Annotated in this window: 23 protein-coding genes; 9 read left to right on the top strand and 14 right to left on the bottom strand. The window is 63.7% G+C overall.

The genetic code is table 11. From position 1 onward, the window contains the following. Window positions 1–2: 2 nt before the first annotated feature. From ftsE to rpoH, 3 genes are all read left to right on the top strand, one after another. Window positions 3–674 (top strand): cell division ATP-binding protein FtsE, encoded by a 672-nt coding sequence (gene ftsE / locus R9B85_RS11090; RefSeq protein ID WP_013974630.1) that lies wholly within the window; start codon window positions 3–5, stop codon window positions 672–674. Beyond that, the gene (gene ftsX, locus R9B85_RS11085) at window positions 671–1,693 is read left to right on the top strand and encodes a permease-like cell division protein FtsX (protein WP_013974629.1); all 1,023 of its coding nucleotides are present in this window, start codon (window positions 671–673) and stop codon (window positions 1,691–1,693) included. Before ftsE ends, ftsX begins: the two co-directional genes overlap by 4 nt. A 111-nt stretch (window positions 1,694–1,804) precedes the next feature. Next, complete coding sequence (gene rpoH, locus R9B85_RS11080) at window positions 1,805–2,659, top strand: RNA polymerase sigma factor RpoH (RefSeq protein ID WP_003249083.1); 855 nt, start codon at window positions 1,805–1,807, stop codon at window positions 2,657–2,659. Window positions 2,660–2,838: 179 nt separating this feature from the next. Here the strand turns inward: rpoH and mtgA are convergent, their stop codons facing one another. Next, on the bottom strand, window positions 2,839–3,549 hold the full coding sequence (mtgA, locus tag R9B85_RS11075; RefSeq protein WP_112249692.1) for a monofunctional biosynthetic peptidoglycan transglycosylase: 711 nt from the start codon (window positions 3,547–3,549) through the stop codon (window positions 2,839–2,841). A gap of 64 nt (window positions 3,550–3,613) precedes the next feature. On the opposite strand from mtgA, the gene R9B85_RS11070 reads away from it, so the two are divergent. From R9B85_RS11070 to trmB, 4 genes are all read left to right on the top strand, one after another. Next, the gene (locus R9B85_RS11070) at window positions 3,614–3,985 is read left to right on the top strand and encodes a DUF423 domain-containing protein (protein ID WP_112249690.1); all 372 of its coding nucleotides are present in this window, start codon (window positions 3,614–3,616) and stop codon (window positions 3,983–3,985) included. A 102-nt stretch (window positions 3,986–4,087) separates the two neighbouring features. After that, the gene (thiS, locus tag R9B85_RS11065) at window positions 4,088–4,288 is read left to right on the top strand and encodes a sulfur carrier protein ThiS (protein WP_003257817.1); all 201 of its coding nucleotides are present in this window, start codon (window positions 4,088–4,090) and stop codon (window positions 4,286–4,288) included. 53 nt (window positions 4,289–4,341) lie between these two features. Further along, on the top strand, window positions 4,342–5,136 hold the full coding sequence (locus tag R9B85_RS11060; protein WP_013974625.1) for a thiazole synthase: 795 nt from the start codon (window positions 4,342–4,344) through the stop codon (window positions 5,134–5,136). A gap of 9 nt (window positions 5,137–5,145) precedes the next feature. Continuing rightward, window positions 5,146–5,868 carry a tRNA (guanosine(46)-N7)-methyltransferase TrmB gene (trmB, locus tag R9B85_RS11055; protein WP_013974624.1) on the top strand — a complete coding sequence of 241 codons (723 nt, stop codon included), beginning with the start codon at window positions 5,146–5,148 and terminating at the stop codon, window positions 5,866–5,868. A 799-nt stretch (window positions 5,869–6,667) separates the two neighbouring features. On the opposite strand, the gene R9B85_RS11050 is transcribed toward trmB, so the two are convergent. The 9 genes from R9B85_RS11050 to R9B85_RS11010 form a co-directional block, all read right to left on the bottom strand. After that, on the bottom strand, window positions 6,668–6,994 hold the full coding sequence (locus R9B85_RS11050) for a DUF3392 domain-containing protein (protein ID WP_003257821.1): 327 nt from the start codon (window positions 6,992–6,994) through the stop codon (window positions 6,668–6,670). A 9-nt stretch (window positions 6,995–7,003) separates the two neighbouring features. Then, a complete protein-coding gene (gene hemW, locus R9B85_RS11045) occupies window positions 7,004–8,179 on the bottom strand; it encodes a radical SAM family heme chaperone HemW (protein ID WP_112249688.1) in 1,176 nt (391 codons plus the stop codon). After that, window positions 8,176–8,772, bottom strand: a complete 597-nt coding sequence (gene rdgB, locus R9B85_RS11040; protein WP_046613545.1) for an RdgB/HAM1 family non-canonical purine NTP pyrophosphatase — start codon at window positions 8,770–8,772, stop codon at window positions 8,176–8,178. Before rdgB ends, hemW begins: the two co-directional genes overlap by 4 nt. Beyond that, entirely contained in the window at window positions 8,769–9,203 is a 435-nt protein-coding gene (locus R9B85_RS11035; RefSeq protein ID WP_025340971.1) for a DUF4426 domain-containing protein, read from the bottom strand. Before R9B85_RS11035 ends, rdgB begins: the two co-directional genes overlap by 4 nt. A gap of 22 nt (window positions 9,204–9,225) precedes the next feature. Continuing rightward, window positions 9,226–9,846: a methionine biosynthesis protein MetW gene (gene metW, locus R9B85_RS11030; RefSeq protein WP_110632944.1), complete on the bottom strand. Its 621-nt coding sequence runs from the start codon at window positions 9,844–9,846 to the stop codon at window positions 9,226–9,228. 7 nt (window positions 9,847–9,853) lie between these two features. Beyond that, window positions 9,854–10,993 carry a homoserine O-succinyltransferase MetX gene (metX, locus tag R9B85_RS11025; protein ID WP_046613543.1) on the bottom strand — a complete coding sequence of 380 codons (1,140 nt, stop codon included), beginning with the start codon at window positions 10,991–10,993 and terminating at the stop codon, window positions 9,854–9,856. A 99-nt stretch (window positions 10,994–11,092) separates the two neighbouring features. Continuing rightward, complete coding sequence (locus R9B85_RS11020; protein WP_013974619.1) at window positions 11,093–11,683, bottom strand: YggT family protein; 591 nt, start codon at window positions 11,681–11,683, stop codon at window positions 11,093–11,095. A gap of 10 nt (window positions 11,684–11,693) precedes the next feature. Further along, on the bottom strand, window positions 11,694–12,512 hold the full coding sequence (gene proC / locus R9B85_RS11015) for a pyrroline-5-carboxylate reductase (protein ID WP_112249686.1): 819 nt from the start codon (window positions 12,510–12,512) through the stop codon (window positions 11,694–11,696). Window positions 12,513–12,550: 38 nt separating this feature from the next. Next, entirely contained in the window at window positions 12,551–13,234 is a 684-nt protein-coding gene (locus tag R9B85_RS11010) for a YggS family pyridoxal phosphate-dependent enzyme (RefSeq protein ID WP_112249684.1), read from the bottom strand. Window positions 13,235–13,299: 65 nt separating this feature from the next. On the opposite strand from R9B85_RS11010, the gene R9B85_RS11005 reads away from it, so the two are divergent. Next, on the top strand, window positions 13,300–14,298 hold the full coding sequence (locus R9B85_RS11005; protein WP_423771020.1) for a type IV pilus twitching motility protein PilT: 999 nt from the start codon (window positions 13,300–13,302) through the stop codon (window positions 14,296–14,298). 127 nt (window positions 14,299–14,425) lie between these two features. On the opposite strand, the gene R9B85_RS11000 is transcribed toward R9B85_RS11005, so the two are convergent. Beyond that, window positions 14,426–15,061, bottom strand: a complete 636-nt coding sequence (locus R9B85_RS11000; RefSeq protein WP_112249680.1) for a C40 family peptidase — start codon at window positions 15,059–15,061, stop codon at window positions 14,426–14,428. 166 nt (window positions 15,062–15,227) lie between these two features. On the opposite strand from R9B85_RS11000, the gene R9B85_RS10995 reads away from it, so the two are divergent. Next, the gene (locus tag R9B85_RS10995; RefSeq protein WP_112249678.1) at window positions 15,228–15,644 is read left to right on the top strand and encodes an NINE protein; all 417 of its coding nucleotides are present in this window, start codon (window positions 15,228–15,230) and stop codon (window positions 15,642–15,644) included. 126 nt (window positions 15,645–15,770) lie between these two features. Here the strand turns inward: R9B85_RS10995 and R9B85_RS10990 are convergent, their stop codons facing one another. From R9B85_RS10990 to R9B85_RS10980, 3 genes are all read right to left on the bottom strand, one after another. Then, a complete protein-coding gene (locus tag R9B85_RS10990; RefSeq protein ID WP_423771019.1) occupies window positions 15,771–16,469 on the bottom strand; it encodes an SPOR domain-containing protein in 699 nt (232 codons plus the stop codon). A 1-nt stretch (window position 16,470) separates the two neighbouring features. Next, window positions 16,471–18,207 (bottom strand): arginine--tRNA ligase, encoded by a 1,737-nt coding sequence (gene argS, locus R9B85_RS10985; protein WP_112249674.1) that lies wholly within the window; start codon window positions 18,205–18,207, stop codon window positions 16,471–16,473. A gap of 199 nt (window positions 18,208–18,406) precedes the next feature. Next, entirely contained in the window at window positions 18,407–20,626 is a 2,220-nt protein-coding gene (locus R9B85_RS10980; RefSeq protein ID WP_313857021.1) for a primosomal protein N', read from the bottom strand. Between the last annotated feature and the right edge of the window lie 59 nt (window positions 20,627–20,685).

The following is a 20,685-nucleotide window of genomic DNA, read 5'->3' as shown; positions in this document are numbered from 1 at the left end:
ACATGATCCGATTCGAACAGGTTGCCAAGCGCTATCCCAATGGTCATGTGGGTTTGCATGAGCTGAGTTTCCGGGCGCGCCGGGGCGAATTCCTGTTCGTCACCGGCCACTCGGGCGCGGGCAAGAGCACCTTGCTGCGCCTGCTGCTGGCCATGGAGCGCCCGACCAGCGGCAAGTTGATGCTGGCCGGGCAGGACCTGGGCCAGATCAGCAACTCGCAGATCCCGTTCCTGCGCCGGCAGATCGGCGTGGTGTTCCAGAACCACCAGTTGTTGTTCGACCGCACGGTGTTCAACAACATTGCCTTGCCACTGCAGATTCTCGGCCTGTCCAAGGCCGAGGTCGCCAAGCGCGTGGACTCGGCGCTGGAGCGAGTGTCGCTGGCCGACAAGGGCGAGCTGTTCCCGGCCGACCTGTCCACCGGGCAGCAACAGCGGGTGGGTATCGCCCGCGCCATCGTCCACCAGCCAGCCCTGCTGCTGGCCGACGAACCCACCGGTAACCTCGACCCGCGCCTGGCCGCAGAGATCATGGGGGTATTCGAGGACATCAACCGCCTGGGTACCACGGTATTGATCGCCAGCCACGACCTGGCACTGATTGCGCGCATGCGCCACCGCATGCTGACCTTGCAGCGCGGCCGCTTGATCGGCGATGGGGAGGCCGGGCAATGAGCACTACACGTACGCCGAAAGTTTCCGAGCGGGTTGCGCCGAAACCGGCCGACCCGCAACCGGCGAAGAAAAAGCACGACGACGATGATGGCCCGGATTTCCGCACGCTGCTGCATGCCTGGCTGGAAAGCCACCGCGCCAGTATGGCCGACAGCCTGCGCCGGCTGGGCAAGCAGCCGATCGGCAGCTTCTTCACCTGCCTGGTAATGGCTGTGGCACTGAGCATGCCCATGGGCCTGTCGTTGTTGCTGAAGAACGTCGAGAAGCTTGGCGGCTCGTGGCAGCGCGCCGCGCAGATTTCTCTGTACCTCAAGCTCGATGCAGGCAGCCGTGAAGGCGAGGCGCTGCGCGACGAGATCAAGGGCATGCCCGGCGTGGCCGACGCGCAGTATGTCAGCCGCGAGCAGGCGCTGGAGGAGTTCCAGCAGCAGTCCGGCCTGGGCGAAGCGCTGCGTGAACTGCCTGACAACCCGCTGCCTGGCGTGGTGGTGGTGACCCCTACCGAAGTCGACAAACCGGCCCTGGAAGCCTTGCGTCAGCGCCTGTCGGAGCTGCCGCGGGTGGAAGTGGCGCAACTTGATCTGGTATGGGTCGAGCGCTTGGCGGCCATCCTCAAGCTGGGTGACCGCTTCGTCTTCGGCCTGGCCGTAATGCTGATTTCTGCCCTGCTGTTAGTAATCGGTAACACAATTCGTCTACACATTGAAAACCGCCGTACCGAGATCGAAGTGATCAAGCTGGTCGGTGGCACGGACGCCTACGTACGCCGGCCTTTCCTGTACATGGGTGCCCTGTATGGCCTGGGTGCAGGGGTGATCGCATGGGGCATCCTGGCGTTTGGCCTGAACTGGCTGAACGAGGCGGTGGTAGGGCTTTCCGGGTTGTACGGTAGCGACTTCGCCCTGGGCGGGGTGCCGGCGTCCGATGGTCTGTCGCTCTTGATCGGAGCGGTGCTGTTGGGGTATATCGGTGCATGGATCGCAGTGGCCCGCCACCTGAACGAGCTGGCACCGCGATAGTTTTTACGTGCCAGCATTGACAAGTTCTTCACTATGGAACTTGTACCGTCGTTCCAGGTCAATGTTGGCAGCGCCCACAAGGCGTGAGTTCTGTAAGTCGGAGGTTCTTGAATGACCACATCGTTGCAACCTGCCTATGCCCTGGTACCCGGTGCAAACCTGGAAGCCTACGTGCACACGGTCAACAGCATCCCGCTGCTGACTGTCGAGCAGGAGCGTGATCTGGGCGAGCGTCTCTATTATGAGCAGGATGTCGAGGCCGCTCGTCAAATGGTGATGGCCCACCTGCGTTTCGTCGTACATATCGCTCGTAGCTATGCCGGCTACGGGCTGGCCCAGGCCGACCTGATCCAGGAAGGCAACGTCGGGTTGATGAAAGCCGTCAAGCGCTTCAACCCGGAAATGGGCGTGCGCCTGGTTTCGTTCGCCGTGCACTGGATCAAGGCAGAGATCCACGAGTTCATCCTGCGCAACTGGCGCATCGTCAAGGTGGCCACCACCAAGGCCCAGCGCAAGCTGTTCTTCAACCTGCGCAGCCAGAAGAAGCGTCTGGCCTGGCTGAACAACGACGAAGTGCACCGCGTGGCGGAAAGCCTTGGCGTGGAGCCGCGTGAAGTGCGCGAGATGGAAAGCCGCCTCAGCGGCCAGGACATGGCCTTCGATCCGGCAGCGGAAGCTGACGATGACAGTGCCTTCCAGTCGCCTGCACATTACCTGGAAGACCACCGTTACGACCCGGCGGTGCAGCTGGAGGATGCAGACTGGAGCGACAACTCCACCAGCAACCTGCACGAAGCACTGCAAGGGCTGGACGAGCGTAGCCGCGATATTCTCTACCAGCGCTGGTTGGCGGAAGAGAAGGCCACGTTGCATGAGCTGGCGGACAAGTACAGTGTTTCGGCCGAGCGTATTCGCCAGCTGGAGAAGAATGCGATGAACAAGGTCAAGGCATTGATCGCTGCTTGATCAGGCCTTGGTTGCACAGAAAAGCCGCTGGCCCCTGATCGGGTGAGCGGCTTTTTTATTTGTATTGGATTTTCTGGCCTCTTCGCGGGTAAACCCGCTCCCACAGGTGCTGCACAAGTCTAAGGGGCAGTGCAGTACCTGTGGGAGCGGGTTTACCCGCGAAGAGGCCGGCACAGCATTCAAAGCTTTCGAGACGAGTCGAGCTGCATCAGGTAGCTGGGCCCACCCAACTGGCTCATCTGCCGGCGAATCCAGCCGGCCCGGCTGGCCACGTAGGCACTGGGCCGGCTGGCACTCCACTTGATCGGGCTCGGCAGCACCGCTGCCAGCTGCGCCGCCTGCTGGCGGCTAAGCCGGCTGGCATCGACGCCAAAGTGGTAGCGCGCTGCCGCCTGGGCGCCAAACACACCTTTGCCCCATTCGGCACTGTTCAGGTAGACCTCGAGAATCCGCTCCTTCGACCAGAACAACTCGATCAACGCGGTGAACCAGGCCTCCAGCCCTTTGCGGAACCAGCTGCGCCCGGACCACAGGAACAGGTTCTTGGCCACCTGCTGGGTCAGGGTGCTGGCACCGCGAATGCTGCCGCCACGCTCGTTATAGGCCAGCGCCGCCTGGATGGCCGGGATGTCGAAGCCCCAGTGGTTGGCGAACTTCTGGTCTTCGCCAGCGATAACTGCGACCTTGAGGTCGTCGGAGATGTTTTCCCACGGCTCCCAGTCGCGCTGCAGGTCGATCGGCTCGCCATTCACCCAGGACTGTACCTTGCGCTCGACCATCAGCGCCGTACCGGGTGGTGGCACCCAGCGGAACACCAGCACCAGCACGATGCTGCCGGCAGCGAACCAGAGCAGGGCGCGAGAGAGGCGGCGGAGAAGGGTTGGCAGCATGGCGATGGCTTGGCCGTACGGGTGGAAGGGGCCATTATACAGACCCGATCCAAGGAGTCGTCCCATGCTTCGCAGCTTCCTGATGCTTGCCGCCTTTTTCGGCTTCACCGGTGTCGCCCTGGGCGCTTTCGCCGCCCACGGCCTGAAAAGCCGGCTGACGGCCGACTACCTGGCAATCTTCCAGACCGGTGTGACCTACCAGTTGGTGCATGCCCTGGCGATTTTCGGCGTCGCCGTGCTCTCGGTGCACCTGCCAGGGCGCCTGGTCGGCTGGGCTGGTGGCCTGTTTGCCGTGGGGATAGTGCTGTTCTCCGGTAGCCTGTACCTGCTGACCCTCAGCGGCCTGGGCAAGCTGGGCATCATCACCCCTCTTGGTGGCCTGTGCTTCCTCGCCGGCTGGCTGTGCCTGGGCCTGGCAGCCTGGCGGCTCGGTTGACCGAGTGGTCCACAATCGCGACTAATGGCGTGCGGCGCCCTTGGGTTGCAGGGCGGTTCAGCGCTAGAATGCGGGCCCCAAAGAACAATGGTGGCCGTGCGCATGCGCATTCAACTGAACGGTGAACCTTACGAATTGCCTGCTGGCGAAAGCGTCGCGGCCCTGCTGGCCCGCCTGGAGCTGACCGGGCGCCGCGTCGCGGTGGAACTGAACCTGGATATCGTGCCGCGTAGCCAGCACGACAGCACGCTGTTGAACGACGGCGACCAGGTCGAGGTGGTTCACGCCATCGGTGGCGGCTGATTCCGGCCGGCGATTCACCTGCAAGCCCAGCAACCTTTTCCCGAGGAACAACCATGAGCAACGTTCGTAGCGACAAGCCCTTCACCCTGGCCGGGCGTACTTTCCAGTCGCGCCTGCTGGTCGGTACCGGCAAGTACCGTGACATGGAAGAAACCCGCCTGGCCATCGAAGCCTCGGGTGCCGAGATCGTCACCGTTGCCGTGCGCCGCACCAACATCGGCCAGAACCCGGGCGAGCCGAACCTGCTCGATGTGCTGCCGCCGGACCGCTACACCATCCTGCCGAACACCGCTGGCTGCTACGACGCGGTCGAAGCCGTGCGCACCTGCCGCCTGGCCCGCGAACTGCTGGATGGCCACAACCTGGTCAAGCTGGAAGTGCTGGCCGACCAGAAAACCCTGTTCCCCAATGTGATCGAAACCCTCAAGGCCGCCGAAGTGTTGGTCAAGGATGGTTTCGATGTGATGGTCTACACCAGCGACGATCCGATCATCGCCCGCCAGCTGGCCGAAGCCGGCTGCATCGCGGTCATGCCGCTGGCAGGCCTGATCGGTACCGGCCTGGGTATCTGCAACCCCTACAACCTGCAGATCATCCTGGAAGAGTCCAAGGTACCGGTGCTGGTCGATGCCGGCGTGGGTACCGCGTCCGACGCCACCATCGCCATGGAAATGGGCTGCGAAGCGGTGCTGATGAACTCGGCCATTGCCCACGCCCAGCAGCCAGTGCTGATGGCCGAGGCCATGAAGCACGCCATCGTTGCCGGTCGCATGGCCTACCTGGCCGGCCGTATGCCGAAGAAACTCTACGCCAGCGCCTCTTCGCCGCTGGATGGTCTGATCAAGTAAGAGCCCCTGATGACTGAATCGCACGATACGCCGATCACCCCCGACGGCGAAGCCCGCCCGCACCGCCGCATCAAGAGTTTCGTGATGCGCGCCGGGCGCATGACCGAAGGCCAGCAGCGTGGCCTGGAGCAGGGCGGCCCGCTGTACATCCTGCCGCTGGCCGACAGCCCGGTGGACTACGACCAGGTGTTCGGCCGTTCGGCGCCGCGTACCCTGGAGATCGGCTTCGGCATGGGCCATTCCCTGCTGGAAATGGCTGCTGCCGCGCCTGAGCAGGACTTCATCGGTGTGGAAGTGCACCGCCCGGGTGTCGGTGCGCTGCTCAACGGCGTTTTGACCCAAGGCCTGAAGAACCTGCGGGTCTATGACTGCGATGCCATCGAAGTGCTGAACCGCTGCGTGGCGGACAACAGCCTCGACCGCCTCATGCTGTTCTTCCCCGACCCATGGCACAAGGCGCGCCACCACAAGCGCCGCATCGTCCAGCTGGAGTTCGCCGAACTGGTACGGCGCAAGCTCAAGCCGGGTGGCGTGTTCCACATGGCTACCGACTGGGAGCCGTATGCCGAGTACATGCTGGAAGTGATGAGCGCTGCGCCGGGCTATCGCAACCGTGCTGCAGACGGTACCTACGTGCCACGCCCGGAAGAGCGCCCGATCACCAAGTTCGAACGCCGCGGCGAGCGGCTGGGGCATGGGGTTTGGGATTTGAAGTTCGAGAAGGTGGATTGACCGGCTGATACGGCCTTTTGATATGCCGATGCCTGCAGAAATGCAGGCGAAAAAAAACCGCCTTGAGAAAGGCGGTTTTTTTTGGGAGCGACAGGACTGAGTATCCTTCGCTCTGAGGTTTCACAGAAAACCCTCACACAGTTGGCTGATCATAGGCAGCGTGGCGGGGGAACGTCAATGCTCAGAAATATCCGGCATCACGTGTGTCGGAGCGGTTAACAGTCTTGGGTGAGCATTCCAAGTATCATCGCGCTGCTCCTGTGTGAATGAAATCAGTGATGGGCCGGGTAGGAGAAGAATTCTGCTTTCCGGCCCCTTCGACACGGCCTGAGAACCGTGCCGGTGCACCTCTTCGAAGGGCCATTGACCTGGCCACTTCACAGAAGACTCTCACACAGTTTTCGAAGGCATCGAAGTACCGGTTAGATGCTGGAAGATTGGCCCGCCAACACGGAGGCCAAGGCATATGAAGCGTTTGCTTGATGCGCTGAGCCGCGTTTGGACGTTCATCCGGATCTTGACTGTGCTCAAGACCGTTCGGGACTTCATGCGCGACCACTTCGATGATGCCCGCTAAGGGTTAGTCAGGTGGTAGGGCTGCCCTGGTTCTCCGGGGCAGCTTTTGGAACCTATCTCTGTACTCGCCAGATTACGCGGCCCTTGTAGGAGCGGCCTTGTGTCGCGATGGGCCGCATAGCGGCCCCAGGATGTCAGCGGTGAGGCAGCAATTGATGGGGCCGCTTTGCAGCCCATCGCGACACAAGGCCGCTCCTACAAGGGTTCAGTGCAGGGCCGTGGCTCAGCCGCGACGATCCGCCACCACCCCGATCAGCACCAGTACTACCAGCAACACTGGCGCCAGCGCGTAGTTGTTGAACTGGCTCAGCCCTTTAACCACCCAAGGCGTTGCATAGATCAGCGCCGCGCCGCTGCCGATCATCACCAGCAAGGCCATGAACGGTACGCGCAGGGCACCCGCCAGGCCGCCCAGGCGCTGTTCCACCCAGCCCTTGATATCGGTGCCGAACAGCACAAGCAGGCAGCCTACCAAGGCCAGTGAAATCTCCGACAGGTTGCTGCGGCTCCAGCGAGAAACCGTCGCGAGCAGATCAAGTACCAGATCCATGGGTCATCCTTAGGTCAAGAAATACTGCAGCAGGTCATTGAGGAACAACTGGCCCCTCGGCGTGGCCACCAGTCGATCCGGTTCGACCTGTAAAAGGCCTTTTTGTTCGGCCGCGCGGCGTGCCTCGCGCAGCTGTGCCAGCGGCAAACCGGTGCGTTGGGTGAACAGTTCTGCTTCCACCCCATCGGTCAGGCGCAGGGCGTTCATCAGGAACTCGAACGGCAGCTCGTCGACTGGCAGCAGCTTTTCGCCGGCCTTGAACGGCTTGGCAAGGTTCAGGTAGTCCTTGGGCAGGCGGGTCTTCCAGGTGCGCAGGATGCGCCCGTCGGCGAAGGTCAGCTTGCCGTGGGCACCAGCGCCAATGCCGATGAAGTCGCCAAAGCGCCAGTAGTTGAGATTGTGCTGTGCGGCGCGCCCGGCCTGGGCATAAGCCGAGACTTCGTACTGGCGGAAGCCGTGTTCGGCCATCAGTGCCTGGCCGGCCTCCTGGATATCCCAGAGGATGTCGTCCTCGGGCAGCTCGGGAGGCTGGTTCCAGAATACCGTGTTCGGCTCCACGGTCAGCTGGTACCACGACAGGTGCGTCGGCCCCAGGTCGATGGCCTGGCGCAGGTCGCCCAGCGCGTCGTCCAGCGACTGGTCGGGAAGGCCGTGCATCAGGTCCATGTTGAAGTTGTTGAAGCCGGCGGCGCGCGCCATGCCGGCGGCGCGGACTGCTTCATCACCGTTGTGGATACGCCCCAGCGCCTGCAGTTTGGCTGGCTGGAAACTCTGCACACCGATGGACAGGCGGTTGATGCCGGTTTGCCGGTAGGCCTTGAACTTGTCCTGCTCGAACGTACCCGGGTTGGCCTCCAGGGTGATTTCGATGTCCGGCGCAAACGGGATGCGTTGCTCCACGCCACGCAGCAATCGGCCAAGGGCGTCGGCACTGAACAGGCTGGGGGTACCGCCGCCGAAGAAGATCGAGCTGATCGGCCGGCCTTGCACTGCGGCCAGCTCCTGGTCGAGGTCGGTCAGCAGGGCGGCGACATAGGCATCTTCCGGCAGCTCAGGCCCGGCAGCGTGGGAGTTGAAGTCGCAGTAAGGACATTTGCGTACACACCACGGGATGTGGATGTACAGCGCCAGCGGCGGCAGGCTGGTAAAGCCCGTCGCGCCGGGGTTGGACAGCGTTTCGATCATGCCAGGCCCAGACGTTGGCGGAGCAGGGCCATGGCGCGGGCGCGGTGGCTGAGCTGGTTCTTGTCCACAGGGGCCAGGTCGGCGCTGGAGCAGTTGCGCTCCGGTACCCAGAACAGCGGGTCGTAGCCAAAGCCGTGTTCGCCACTTGCCTCGAACATGATGCGCCCGTGCCACAGGCCTTCGCACAAAATCGGCAGCGGGTCGTCGGCATGGCGCACCAGTGCCAGAACGCAGACGAACTGCGCACCGCGCTCGGCTTCAGGCACGTCTTTCAGCGCTTCGAGCAGCTTGGCGTTGTTCGCCGCGTCACCCTTGCCATCGGCATAGCGTGCCGAGTAGATGCCCGGCGCGCCGCCGAGGAAGTCCACCGCCAGGCCCGAATCGTCGGCCAGGGCCGGCAGGCCGGAAATGCGTGCGGCGTTGCGCGCCTTGAGGATGGCGTTCTCGACGAACGACAGGCCGGTTTCTTCCGGTTCGACCTGGCTGAACTCGCCGATCGAGCGCAGTTGCACGGACGCGCCGAGCATGGCCTGGAGTTCCTTGAGTTTGCCGGCGTTGTGGCTGGCCAATACGAGTTGCTGGAAATTCATCATTCGCCTGGGAAAACGTCCTGATTGAAGCTGAGGGAGTTGCTGATGCCGCCGGTTTCGATATTCAGGTCGAAGGTGACGGTTTCTGGCTGGTCGATCTTGAACTGGGCGATGTAGTACACCGCACCCTGTTCGGTGATCTGCTTGAACGAGAGCGGGCTGCTGCGCCCGGTCAGGTCCTTGACCGTGCCGCTGACCACCGCCGTGGCGGGCTTGTTGGCCTTGAGCACGGCGATGTTGAGTACGCCCTGGTTCTTGCTGCGTACCAGGCCGGTGGCTGCGGCCACTTCCGGTGTCAGCATGCTGGAAGTGAACGCGCTGTAGTGCACCGTCACGTCGCCAAACACTTCCTTGCGCTCGGGGCGGGCAGCATCGGCAGCCAGTACCGGCAGGGCCAGGCACAGGCTGATCAGGAACAGGGCTAGGCGACGCATGGGGTGATTCCTCCGCTGGGCGTCAGACCGCGAGCTGATGTTCTTGCAGGCCCGGGCTGCTGACGCGGTAGATGCCGATCTCACCTAGAAGATTAGGCCAAAGCCGGCCACCCCACCCGTTGCGGTGCAAGTGGTCGACCGCCAGGCGGTCTAGCACCTTGGCGCGGCGCTCGTGGCACAGCTCTTCGAAGTCGGCGAAGGTGCAGAAGTGGATGTTCGGCGTGTTGTACCAGGTGTACGGCATGAAGTCCGAAACCGGCATGCGGCCTTTGGTCGCCAGGTACCAGCGGCAACGCCAGTGGCCGAAGTTGGGGAAGGTGATGATGCACTGGCGGCCCACGCGCAGCATCTCGTCGAGGATGCGGTCGGGGTACTCCACGGCCTGCAGGGCCTGGGTCATGATCACCACATCGAAACTGTTGCTGGCGAAGTTGCCCAGGCCCTTGTCCAGGTCCTGTTCGATGACGTTGACGCCCTTGGCCACGCAGGCGGCGATGTTGTCGGGGTCGATCTCCAGGCCATAGCCGGTGACCTGCTTGCGGTCGCGCAGCGAGGCCAGCAGTTCGCCACTGCCGCAGCCCAGGTCGAGTACCCGGCTGCCGGCGGGGATCCAGTCGTGGATGATTTCCAGATCGGCTCTCATGCTGTCCTCAGATGGCAATGCGGTTCATGTAGTTCGAGAAACCCTGCATGTAGCGAGGCGTGGGGATCAGGAAGGCATCGTGCCCGTAAGGCGAGTCGATCTCCAGGTAGCAGACGTTCTTGCGCGCAGCCATCAGAGCGTCGACGATCTCGCGCGAACGGGCCGGGGAGAAGCGCCAGTCGGTGGTGAACGACATGATGCAGTAATCCGCCTTGACGTGGGCCAGGGTGGCCGCCAGGTCGCCGCCCTGGGCGGCGGCGGGGTCGAAGTAGTCCAGCGCCTTGGTCATCAGCAGGTAGGTGTTGGCGTCGAAGCGCCCGGAAAACTCCTCGCCCTGGTAGCGCAGGTAGCTCTCGACCTGGAATTCGACGCTGTGGAAGTCGTAGTTGAGCTTGTCGCTCTTCAGCTCGCGGCCGAATTTTTCACCCATCGAGTCGTCCGACAGATAGGTGATGTGGCCGACCATGCGCGCCAGCATGAGGCCGCGCTTGGGGATCACGCCCTGGTCCTGGAACGAACCACCATGGAATTCCGGATCGGTGAGAATGGCCTGGCGTGCCACTTCGTTGAACGCGATGTTCTGTGCCGACAGCTTGGGCGCCGAGGCGATGTCGACGCAATGGCGCACGCGCTCGGGGTAGCTGATGGTCCACTGCAGTGCCTGCATGCCACCCAGGCTGCCACCGACCACTGCGGCCCACTGCTGGATGCCCAGACGCTCGGCCAGGCGCACCTGGCTGTGCACCCAGTCTTCCACGGTCAGCACCGGGAAGTCGGCACCGTAGGGCTTGCCGGTAGCCGGGTTGACGCTGCTGGGGCCGGTGCTGCCGTTGCAGCCGCCCAGGTTGTTCAGGCTGACCACGAAGAAGCGGTTGGTGTCGATCGGCTTGCCAGGGCCGATGCAGCTGTCCCACCAGCCTGGCTTGCGGTCGGTGGCGGCATGGTAGCCAGCGGCATGGTGGTGGCCGGAGAGGGCATGGCAGATCAGCACGGCGTTGCTCGCGCTGGCGTTCAGGGTGCCATAGGTCTCGTAGACCAGCTCGTAACTGGCCAGGGAGCGGCCACAGGCCAGTGCCAGCGGTTCATCGAACCGGGCGGTTTGCGGTACTACCAGACCGACGGAATCTTCGGGAAAGACAGTGGACATCGACCCTGCTCACGCTTGACGGAGGCGTAAGTCTAAAGAGCGCTACCCCCAGCGGCAAGCAGAGGCTTGTCGCTGGAAGCAACCAAGGGCAGGTGGGGCTCAGATCATCCGCCACAGCTCTTGCGGCATGCCGGCGTAGGCGGCCAGCGGTGGCATGACGAACGACTGGATTACCTGGATCGCGAGGAAGGCGAAGATCGGCGAGATGTCCATGCCGCCCAGGTTTGGCACGATGCGGCGGAACGGTGCCAGCACCGGTTCGCTGATCTGGTAGGCCAGCTCGGCCGCCGGGTTGTGGCTGTTGGGAGCAACCCAGGACACGATCACCATGACGATCATCGCCACCCAGAAAATCTTCAGGAACAGCGAGGTGATACCGATGATGGCCCACATCAGCAGATGCAGGATGTCACCGAAGGTGCCGTAGGTGACCATCAGCACGAAAGCCATCAGCAGCGCCTGGATGACCACCGACAACAGCAGTGACGAGGTATCCAGCCCACCGACGCTGGGGATGACCCGGCGAATCGGCTTGAGCAGCGGCTGTGTGGCGCGCACGGCGAACTGGCACAGCGGGTTGTAGAAGTTGGCCTTGACCAGCTGCAGGACGAAGCGCAGCAGGACGATCACCAAGTACAGGCTGACCAGGGTTTGCACCACGAAGATCGCGGCGCCGGACAGTGCATTCATCTAAGGCTCCTTATTTGCCCAGTTGTTCGGCCAGCTCGGCGGAACGTGTAGCCGCAGCCTGCAGCGCCTGTTCGACGATGGCTTCGAAGCCGCTGGCCTGGAACGACTTTATCGCCGCTTCGGTGGTGCCGGCAGGCGAGGTGACACGGCGGCGCAGTTCGGCGGCATCGACATCGCTGGCAACCGCCATGCGTGCGGCGCCCAGGGCTGTCTGCAGGGTCAGCTGGGAGGCGGTTTCACGTGGCAGGCCAAGCTTTTCGCCCGCCGCGGTCATGGCTTCGATCAGCAAGAAGAAATACGCCGGACCGCTGCCGGAGACGGCGGTCACGGCGTCCAGTTGCTGTTCCTGCTCCAGCCACAGGGCGGTGCCCACGGCCGACAGCAATTGCTCGGCCTGCTGGCGTTGTTCGCTGGATACTTGCGCGGTGGCATACAGGCCGCTGACGCCCTGGCGCAACAGTGCCGGGGTGTTGGGCATGCAGCGCACCACCGGGCGAGCGCCGACCCAGCTCTGCAGGCTGGCGCAGGTGATGCCGGCGGCAATGGAAACGATCAGCTGGCCATCCTGCAGGTTCGGTTGCAGGGCCTGGCACACGGCTTTCATGACCTGCGGCTTGACCGCCAGGACGATGACGTCGGCACCATCGATGGCCTGGGCGTTGTTCTCGAAGGTTTCGATGCCGTGCTCGGCCTGGATGCGGCTGCGGGTCTCGGCGCCCGGGTCGCTGGCGCGGATCTGCGAGGCGTCCAGGCCCTGGGCACGCAGACCACCGACCAGGCTGGCGGCCATGTTGCCGGCGCCGATAAAGGCAATACGAGTCTTGCTCATGTCAGGTCCTTGTGGGAAAGAGTGAGTAAAGCATGGAATCAGGGCTGCCCGTAGTCGCGGGCGCCGAACAGGGCGGTACCGATACGCACCCAGGTCGCACCCTGTGCAATGGCAGCTTCCAGGTCGTGGCTCATGCCCATGGACAGGGTGTCCAGGCCAAGGTCAAGGCCTTCCTGCAACTGGCGCAGGGTGGCGAAGGCGGTTTCCTGGGCGGCGCGGTCATCGGTAGGTTCGGGAATGGCCATCAGCCCGCGCAGGCGCAGGTTGGGCAGTGCGGCTACCGCCTTGGCCAGGGCCGGCAGGTCGGCGGGGGCGCAGCCAGACTTGCTGTCTTCGCCGCTGACGTTCACCTGCAGGCAAATGTTCAGTGGCGCCCCGGCTGGGCGCTGCTCCGACAGGCGTTGGGCGATCTTCAGGCGGTCCACGGAATGTACCCAGTCGAAATGCTCGGCGATGGCTTTGGTCTTGTTCGACTGAATGGGGCCGATGAAGTGCCAGATCAAGGGCAGGTCGCTGAGTACCTGCTGCTTTGTCAGCGCTTCCTGTAGGTAGTTTTCCCCGACATCGCACACGCCGGCGGCGTGGATCTCGCGGATGGCGCTGGCTGGCTTGGTCTTGCTCACGGCCAGCAACTGGACGCTGGCCGGATCACGCCCGGCAGCCTGGGCAGCGCTGGCGATACGGGCGGAAATAGCGGAAAGGTTGTCTGCTAGGGTGGACATGGACTGATGCCGGCGGCTGTGGGGTTTGCGGCATTCTACCTACTTGAAGGCCTTTGGGGAGTCTCATGGATGTGACCGACCTGTTGGTCCGGGCCGTGGATGCGGGGGCTTCCGACCTGCACCTGGCGGCGGGCCAGATACCGATGTTGCGCCTGGATGGCGAGCTGCAGCGCATGGCCCTGCCGACCTTGGGCCCGGCCGCCTTGACCGAAGGCATGGCGCCGATGCTGGATGAAGACCAGCGCCGACAGTGGGCCCAGGGAGATGAGCTGGACCTGGCGCTGGAATTGCCGGCGCTGGGGCGCTTTCGGCTGAACCTGTTTCGCCAGCTGCATGGCCCTGCGGCCACCTTTCGCCTGATCCCGGGGCATATCGCCACGCTCGATGAGCTCGACCTGGGGGATGTGTTTCAAGCTGTTGCGCAGTGCAGCGATGGCCTGATCCTCGTGGGTGGGCCGACCGGCAGCGGCAAGTCCAGCACCTTGGCGACACTGCTGGACCGTCTGAACCGCGATCGGGCTTTGCATATCATCACCCTCGAAGATCCTGTGGAAGTTATCCACAGCAGCCATTGCAGCCTGGTCAACCAGCGTGAGGTTGGCCGCCATTGCGGTGGGTTCGCCCAAGGGCTGCGCAGTGCCCTGCGCCAGGACCCGGATGTGATCATGATCGGTGAGCTGCGCGACCTGGAAACCATTCGCCTGGCCTTGCGCGCGGCCGAGACCGGGCACCTGGTACTGGCGACAGTGCATACGCGATCGGCGGTGAACAGTATCGACCGGCTGGTGGAGGTGTTCGCTGCCGAAGAGAAGCCACTGGTGCGGACGATGCTGGCCGAGTCGTTGCGGCTGGTGGTGGCGCAGGTGCTGGTCAGGCGTGCGGGCGGTGGGCGGGTTGCTGCGCGGGAAGTGCTGGTGGTGACGCCAGCGGTGCGTAACCTTGTTCGGGAAGGGCGGATGGCGCAGTTGTATTCGGTGATGCAGGCGGCTGGTGCGGACGGGATGCGGACGATGGAGGGAGCGATGCGGGGGTTGAGAGAGCGAGGGCTGATCAAGAATTTGTAGCGCCCGTGCCGGCCCTTTCGCGGGTAAACCCGCTCCCACAGGGATAACACTGCCTTCGAATGCTGTGGTGTACCTGTGGGAGCGGGTTTACCCGCGGAGGGGCCAGTACAGGAAAGCGCCGGTCCGCTCAGCGCTTGGCCAGGTTCAGCTGCTGCTGTTCTTTCGGCAGCACTCGCTTGGCCACCACGTAATGCTTCTGCCAGTAAGGCTTGCTCAGGGTGTCGATGCTTACCCGCTTGCCACGGCGTGGTGCATGGATGAAGCGATCGTTGCCCAGATAGATGGCGACGTGGTTCACCCGGCGGCTCTTGATGTTGAAGAAGATCAGGTCACCTGGCTTCAGGTCACCCTTGGCCACCTTGACGCCGTGGCCCTGGGCCATGGCATTGGAGGTGCGCGGCAGGTCGACGTCGGCGACGTCGTTGAAGGCGTACTTGACCAGCCCGCTGCAGTCGAAGCCTTTCTTCGGGCTGCTGCCGCCCCAGACATAAGGGGTGCCGAGCACATTCACCGCACGGCTGAGCACATCGCTGCTCTGCTTTGGCGACATGGCTGCGACCGGTACGCCGGGCACGCTGCGGCTGCTGGCGGCATTGCTTGGACGGCTACGCAGCGCGGCCTGCTTGACCGGTGCGTGTCTTACCGAGGCATTGGAGGTGTAGCCGGTAAACCCATTGGGAAGACGTTGCTCACGATTGGTGGCGTGGGCGGCCAGGGGCAATAATAGGCAGAGGGTCAGCCATGTCTTGAGTAAAGGCGGCATAGATGAAGCTCTTATGAATAGTTATGTGTTGGGCGCGCAACTTTATAACAGCTTTTTGATCAATCTTTGGCCCGTTGGTCGATTGCCCAGATGCCGTACGTCGGGCTGCGACCAGAAAGTCACATTTTTTCTTAGAAAATTTTCGGATAACCCACGGGGGCTATGCATGAACAGTTATCAACAGGGGGCGCCGTTTCACGACACCCACAGCAAGACCATTGGCTACCTGCTATGGATTTTCGGTTTTACCGGGTCGCACCGTTTCTATTACGGCAAGCCCGTAACTGGCACCATCTGGTTCTTCACCCTGGGCCTGCTGGGCATCGGCTGGCTGATCGACCTGTTCCTGATCCCGTCCATGGACCGTGAAGCCGACCTCAGGTTCCAGTCCGGGCGCATTGACTACAACATCGCCTGGATCCTGCTGACCTTCCTCGGCGTGTTTGGGCTGCACCGGCTGTATCAGGGCAAGTGGATCACCGCGATCATCTACTTCTTTACTGGCGGGCTGTTCCTGGTGGGGGTGCTGTATGACTTTTGGACATTGAACAGCCAGGTGTCCGAGCGGAATGCCTTGCGTTGAAATTTTTCGCGGGTAAACCCGCTCCCACAGGGTTTCCGGTGCCTGTGGGAGCGGGTTTACCCGCGAAGAGGCCAGAAGCGTCCATGAAAAAGGCCTTGTCGCACCGAAGCGGCAAGGCCTTCTTTGTTACTGACGGGTCTGCCGCTGCTGCAGCAACAGGTTGCTGAACCCTGCCCCGGCCAGCTGCTTCTGCGCCCCGGTCAGCTGTTCACGGTTGCTGAATGGGCCGACCAGCACGCGGTACCAGGTTTCATCCTTGACCGTGCCCGACTCCACCTTCACCGACTGGCCCAGCAGGATGATCTGCGCGCGCACCTTGTCGGCATCGGCCTGCTTGCGGAACGAACCAGCCTGCAGGAAGAACTGGGTGGTTGCCGCCGGCTTGATCACCGGCGGTGCCGGTGGCGGGGTCTGCCCCATCAGCGCCGCCTGGGCTCGCGCCGTGTCGATCTTCGCCGCTTCGGCCGGCGTCACCGGTGTCACCGGCTGGGCCGGTACAGGTGGCGTTTTCTCTGGCACGGCCTCCGGTGGCACGATTACCTCGGACTCCGGCAGCAGCGTGTAGAAGTCATACTTCGGCTTCACCGGCTGTTGCGCAGTGGCCTGTGCCGGCTTGCCGGCTTCGGCCACTTTCTCCGCCTTCTGCTGCTCGGGCTTGGTGCGCTTGATGTCTTCGCCACCGGGCTCAAGCTTCATCAGGAACACGATGAACGCGCCTACGGTCAGGCCGACCGCCAGCCATACCCAACCGGGGATCGGCTGCTTGGCCGGCGCCGTCTGGCGGCTGGCGCCGCGTTTGGGTGCGGTTTTTTTCTTGGCAGCCAACTTACATGCGCTCCAGGGTTTCCAGGCCGAGCAGTTCCAGACCTTGCTTGAGGGTGCGGCCGGTCAGGGCTGCCAGGCGCAGGCGGCTCTGCTGCTGCTGCGGGGTTTCGGCGGCGAGGATCGGGCAGTTCTCGTAGAAGCTGGAGAACAGGCCGGCCAGGTCGTACAGGTAGCTGCACAGCACGTGCGGCGTGCCCTTTTCGGCGACGTTGTTGAGGATTTCGCCAAACTGCGCCAGGCGCGCGGCGAGGTCCTGCTCGTGGGCAGCCTGCAGCACGATTTTGCCTTCGACTTCATCGAAGCCTTTGCCCAGTTTGCGGAATACGCCGGCCACGCGGGTGTAGGCGTACAGCAGGTAAGGCGCGGTGTTGCCTTCGAAGTTGAGCATCAGCTCGAAGTTGAAGCTGTAGTCGCTGGTGCGGTGTTTGGACAGGTCGGCGTACTTCACCGCGCCGATGCCTACCACTTCACCGATGTGGCGCAGTTCTTCGTCGGCCAGGCTCGGGTTCTTTTCCTTGACCAGCGCATAGGCGCGCTCCTTGGCCTCGGTGAGCAGGTCGATCAGCTTCACTGTACCGCCGTCGCGGGTCTTGAACGGGCGGCCATCGGCGCCGTTCATGGTGCCGAAGCCCATGTGTTCCATCTGCATCGGGTGGCCGACAAAGCCTGCGCGGCGTGCAACTTCGAACACCTGGTTGAAGTGCAGGGCCTGGCGCTGGTCGACGAAGTACAGGGCGCGGTCCGCCTTGAGCACGTTGCTGCGGTAGCGCACGGCGGCCAGGTCGGTGGTGGCGTACAGATAGCCACCGTCAGCCTTCTGCACGATCACCGGCAGTGGTTCGCCTTCGCTGTTCTTGAACTCGTCGAGGAACACGCACTGGGCGCCCTGGTCTTCGACCAGCAGGCCTTTGGCCTTGAGGTCCGCGACCACGTTGGCCAAGTCGTCGTTGTAGGCGCTTTCACCCATCACGTCGGCCATGGTCAGCTTGACGTTGAGCAGCTCGTAGGTCTTCTGGCAGTGCGACAGCGAAATGTCCTTGAAGCGCGTCCACAGGGCCATGCAGTCCGGGTCGCCGGCCTGCAGCTTGACCACCAGGCCACGGGCGCGGGTGGCGAATTCTTCGGATTCGTCGAAGCGCTTCTTGGCGGCGCGGTAGAAGTTTTCCAGGTCCGACAGCTCGTCGCTGGTGATCGGGTTTTCTTCCAGGTAGGCCAGCAGCATGCCGAACTGGGTGCCCCAGTCGCCCACGTGGTTCTGGCGGATCACTTCATCGCCGAGAAATTCCAGCACGCGCGCCACGCTGTCGCCGATGATGGTCGAACGCAGGTGGCCGACATGCATCTCCTTGGCCAGGTTGGGTGCCGACATGTCGATCACCACCTTCTGCGCAGGGCCGGCCTTGCGCGCGCCCAGGTGGGCGTCGGCCAGTGCGGCATCCAGGCGGTTGGCCAGGGCGTCGGTGTTCTGGAAGAAATTGAGGAAGCCGGGGCCGGCGATCTCGACCTTGCTGATGTCGGTGCTGGCCGGCAGGGCATTGATCAGTTTCTCGGCCAGGTCGCGTGGCTTCATGCCGGCCGGCTTGGCCAGCATCATGGCGATGTTGCTGGCGAAGTCGCCGTGGGTCTTGTCCCGGGCGTTTTCCACCTGGATCGCCGGCGACAGCCCTTCAGGCAGCACACCGTCGGTGACGAGTTGGGTGAGGGCTTGCTGGATCAGCTGGCGAATGGTGTCTTTCATGGGGATCTCTTTTCGACCGCAAGCGCGGTGGAGCGCTTGGATGCGCAGGTGGAAAAACTGGGCATTATCCGTTGCCGGGAGCAGGTTGCCAACCTTTGGGGCCGCTTTGCGGCCCATCGCGACACAAGGCCGCTCCTACAGGAGGTACTTGGATAGGAGCGGCCTTGTGTCGCGATGGGCTGCAAAGCAGCCCCAAAAATCAGTACAGGTCTACCGGGTCGACATCCAGCGACCAGCGCACCTGGCGCCCGCTCGGCATCTGCTCCAACACTAGCAACCAGGCGCTGATCAGTCGATGCAAGGGCGCCCGGGTGTTGGCCTGTATCAACAGTTGTGCGCGGAAGCGCCCGGCGCGGCGCTCCATCGGTGCCGGCACGGGGCCCAGCAGCTCGATGCCCGGCAGGCGCTGTTCGGCCACCAGGCGCTCGGCAGCGGCGCAGGCCTCGTCGAGGAAACCTTCGGCCTGCCCGGGCTTGTGCGCTTCGGCGCGCAGCAGCGCCAGGTGCGAGTAAGGCGGCAGCCCGGCGGCGCGGCGTTCGTCCAGGGCTTGTTCGGCGAAGGCGAAGTAGCCCTGCTCGGTAAGCTGCACCAGCAGCGGATGGTCGGCCAGGTGGGTCTGGATGATGACCTTGCCGGGTTCTTCGGCTCGCCCGGCCCGCCCGGCAACCTGCACGATCAGCTGTGCCATGCGTTCGCTGGCGCGGAAGTCGCCGGAGAACAGCCCGCCATCGGCATCGAGGATGGCCACCAGGGTCACCCGCGGGAAATGGTGGCCCTTGGCGAGCATCTGGGTGCCTACGAGGATGCTTGGCTGGCCGCGCTGGATGGTGCTGAACAGGTTGTGCATGGCGTCCTTGCGCGCCGTGCTGTCGCGGTCCACCCGCAGGATCGGGTAATCCGGAAACAGCACTTTCAGGCGCTCCTCGGCGCGCTCGGTGCCGGCGCCGACCGGGCGCAGGTCAACGTGGTTGCACTGCGGGCACTGTTGCGGCAGGCGCTCGTCATAGCCGCAATGGTGGCAGCGCAGCACGCCGGAACGCTGGTGCACGGTCATGCGCGCATCGCAGCGCGGGCATTCGGACAGCCAGCCGCAATCGTGGCACAGCAAGGTCGGGGCGAAGCCGCGGCGGTTGAGGAACACCAGCACTTGCTGGCCTGCCTCCAGGGTTTGGCGGATGGCCTGCTGCAGTGGGCCACTGATGCCGCTGTCCAGCGGCAGGCTCTTCACATCCAGGCGCAGCATGCGCGGCGGGCGAGCGCCGCCAGCGCGCTGGTTCATGCGCAGCAGGCGGTAGCGACCGGTCAGGGCGTTGTGCAGGGTTTCCAGTGATGGCGTGGCGGAACCGAGCAGGATCGGGATGTTTTCCTGGTGGGCACGTACCAATGCCAGGTCGCGGGCGTGGTAGCGCAGGCCTTCCTGCTGTTTATAGGAGCCATCGTGCTCCTCGTCGATGATGATCAGGCCGGGGTTCTTCATCGGCGTAAACAGCGCCGAGCGGGTGCCGATGATGATGTCGGCCTCGCCATCCCGGGCTGCCAGCCAGGCATCCAGGCGTTCGCGGTCATTTACCGCCGAGTGCAGCAGGGCGATGCGGGCGTTGAAGCGTTGCTCGAAGCGGGCCAGGGTCTGTGGGCCGAGGTTGATCTCCGGGATCAGCACCAGTGCCTGCTTGCCGGCTTCGAGTGTTTCGCGTATCAGCTGCAGGTACACCTCGGTCTTGCCGCTGCCGGTGACACCCGCCAGCAGGAAGGCACCAAAACCGCCAAGACCTTCGCGCACGGCGTCGAAGGCGTCGCGTTGCTCTTCGTTGAGCGGCAGTTCCGGCTGTGCCAGCCAGTGTTCGTGGCGCAGCGCCGGCAGATGGCGGCGGACCTCGATCTGCACCAGGTCCTTGGCCAGCAACAGGTCGAGGCTGTCCTTGTTCAGGTTGAGCTTGGCCAGCAGGCTGTGGGCCACGCCGTGCGGGTGCTGGCCCAGAGTCTTGAGGGCATCGCGCTGGCGCGGTGCGCGGGCGATGCGCGGGTCTTCCAGGCGGGCGCCGGGGGCGACGTGCCAGAAGCGCTCCTGGCGCATCTCGGCAGGTTCGCCCTGGCGCAGCAAGGTTGGCAGGGCCCAGCTCAGCGTGTCACCCAGGCTGTGCTGGTAGTACTGGGCGGTCCACAGGCACAACTTGAACAGTGCTGGCGGAATCGGCGATACCGGGTCGAGCAGGGCGCTGGCCGGCTTAAGCTTGTCTGCGGGCACTTCGCTCTGTTCGCACACCTCCACCAGCACGCCGATCATTTCGCGGCGTCCGAATGGTACGCGAATGCGCATGCCCGGGGCCAAGGCCTGGCGCGCCATGCTCGCCGGCGCCTTGTAGTCGAACAGGCGACGCAGCGGAGAGGGCAGGGCAAGGCGCAGGATGACGTCGGACACGCGGAAAGTCTCGGAGGGCGTTTCAAAGACTGGCGAGCCTAGCAGACGACGGTCGGTGC

This window comes from Pseudomonas sp. NLJ1, assembly GCF_049486705.1.
Taxonomy (GTDB): domain Bacteria; phylum Pseudomonadota; class Gammaproteobacteria; order Pseudomonadales; family Pseudomonadaceae; genus Aquipseudomonas; species Aquipseudomonas inefficax.
Note: the sequence above shows the minus strand (reverse complement) of the source record. Positions and strands in the feature narration are given on the sequence as shown.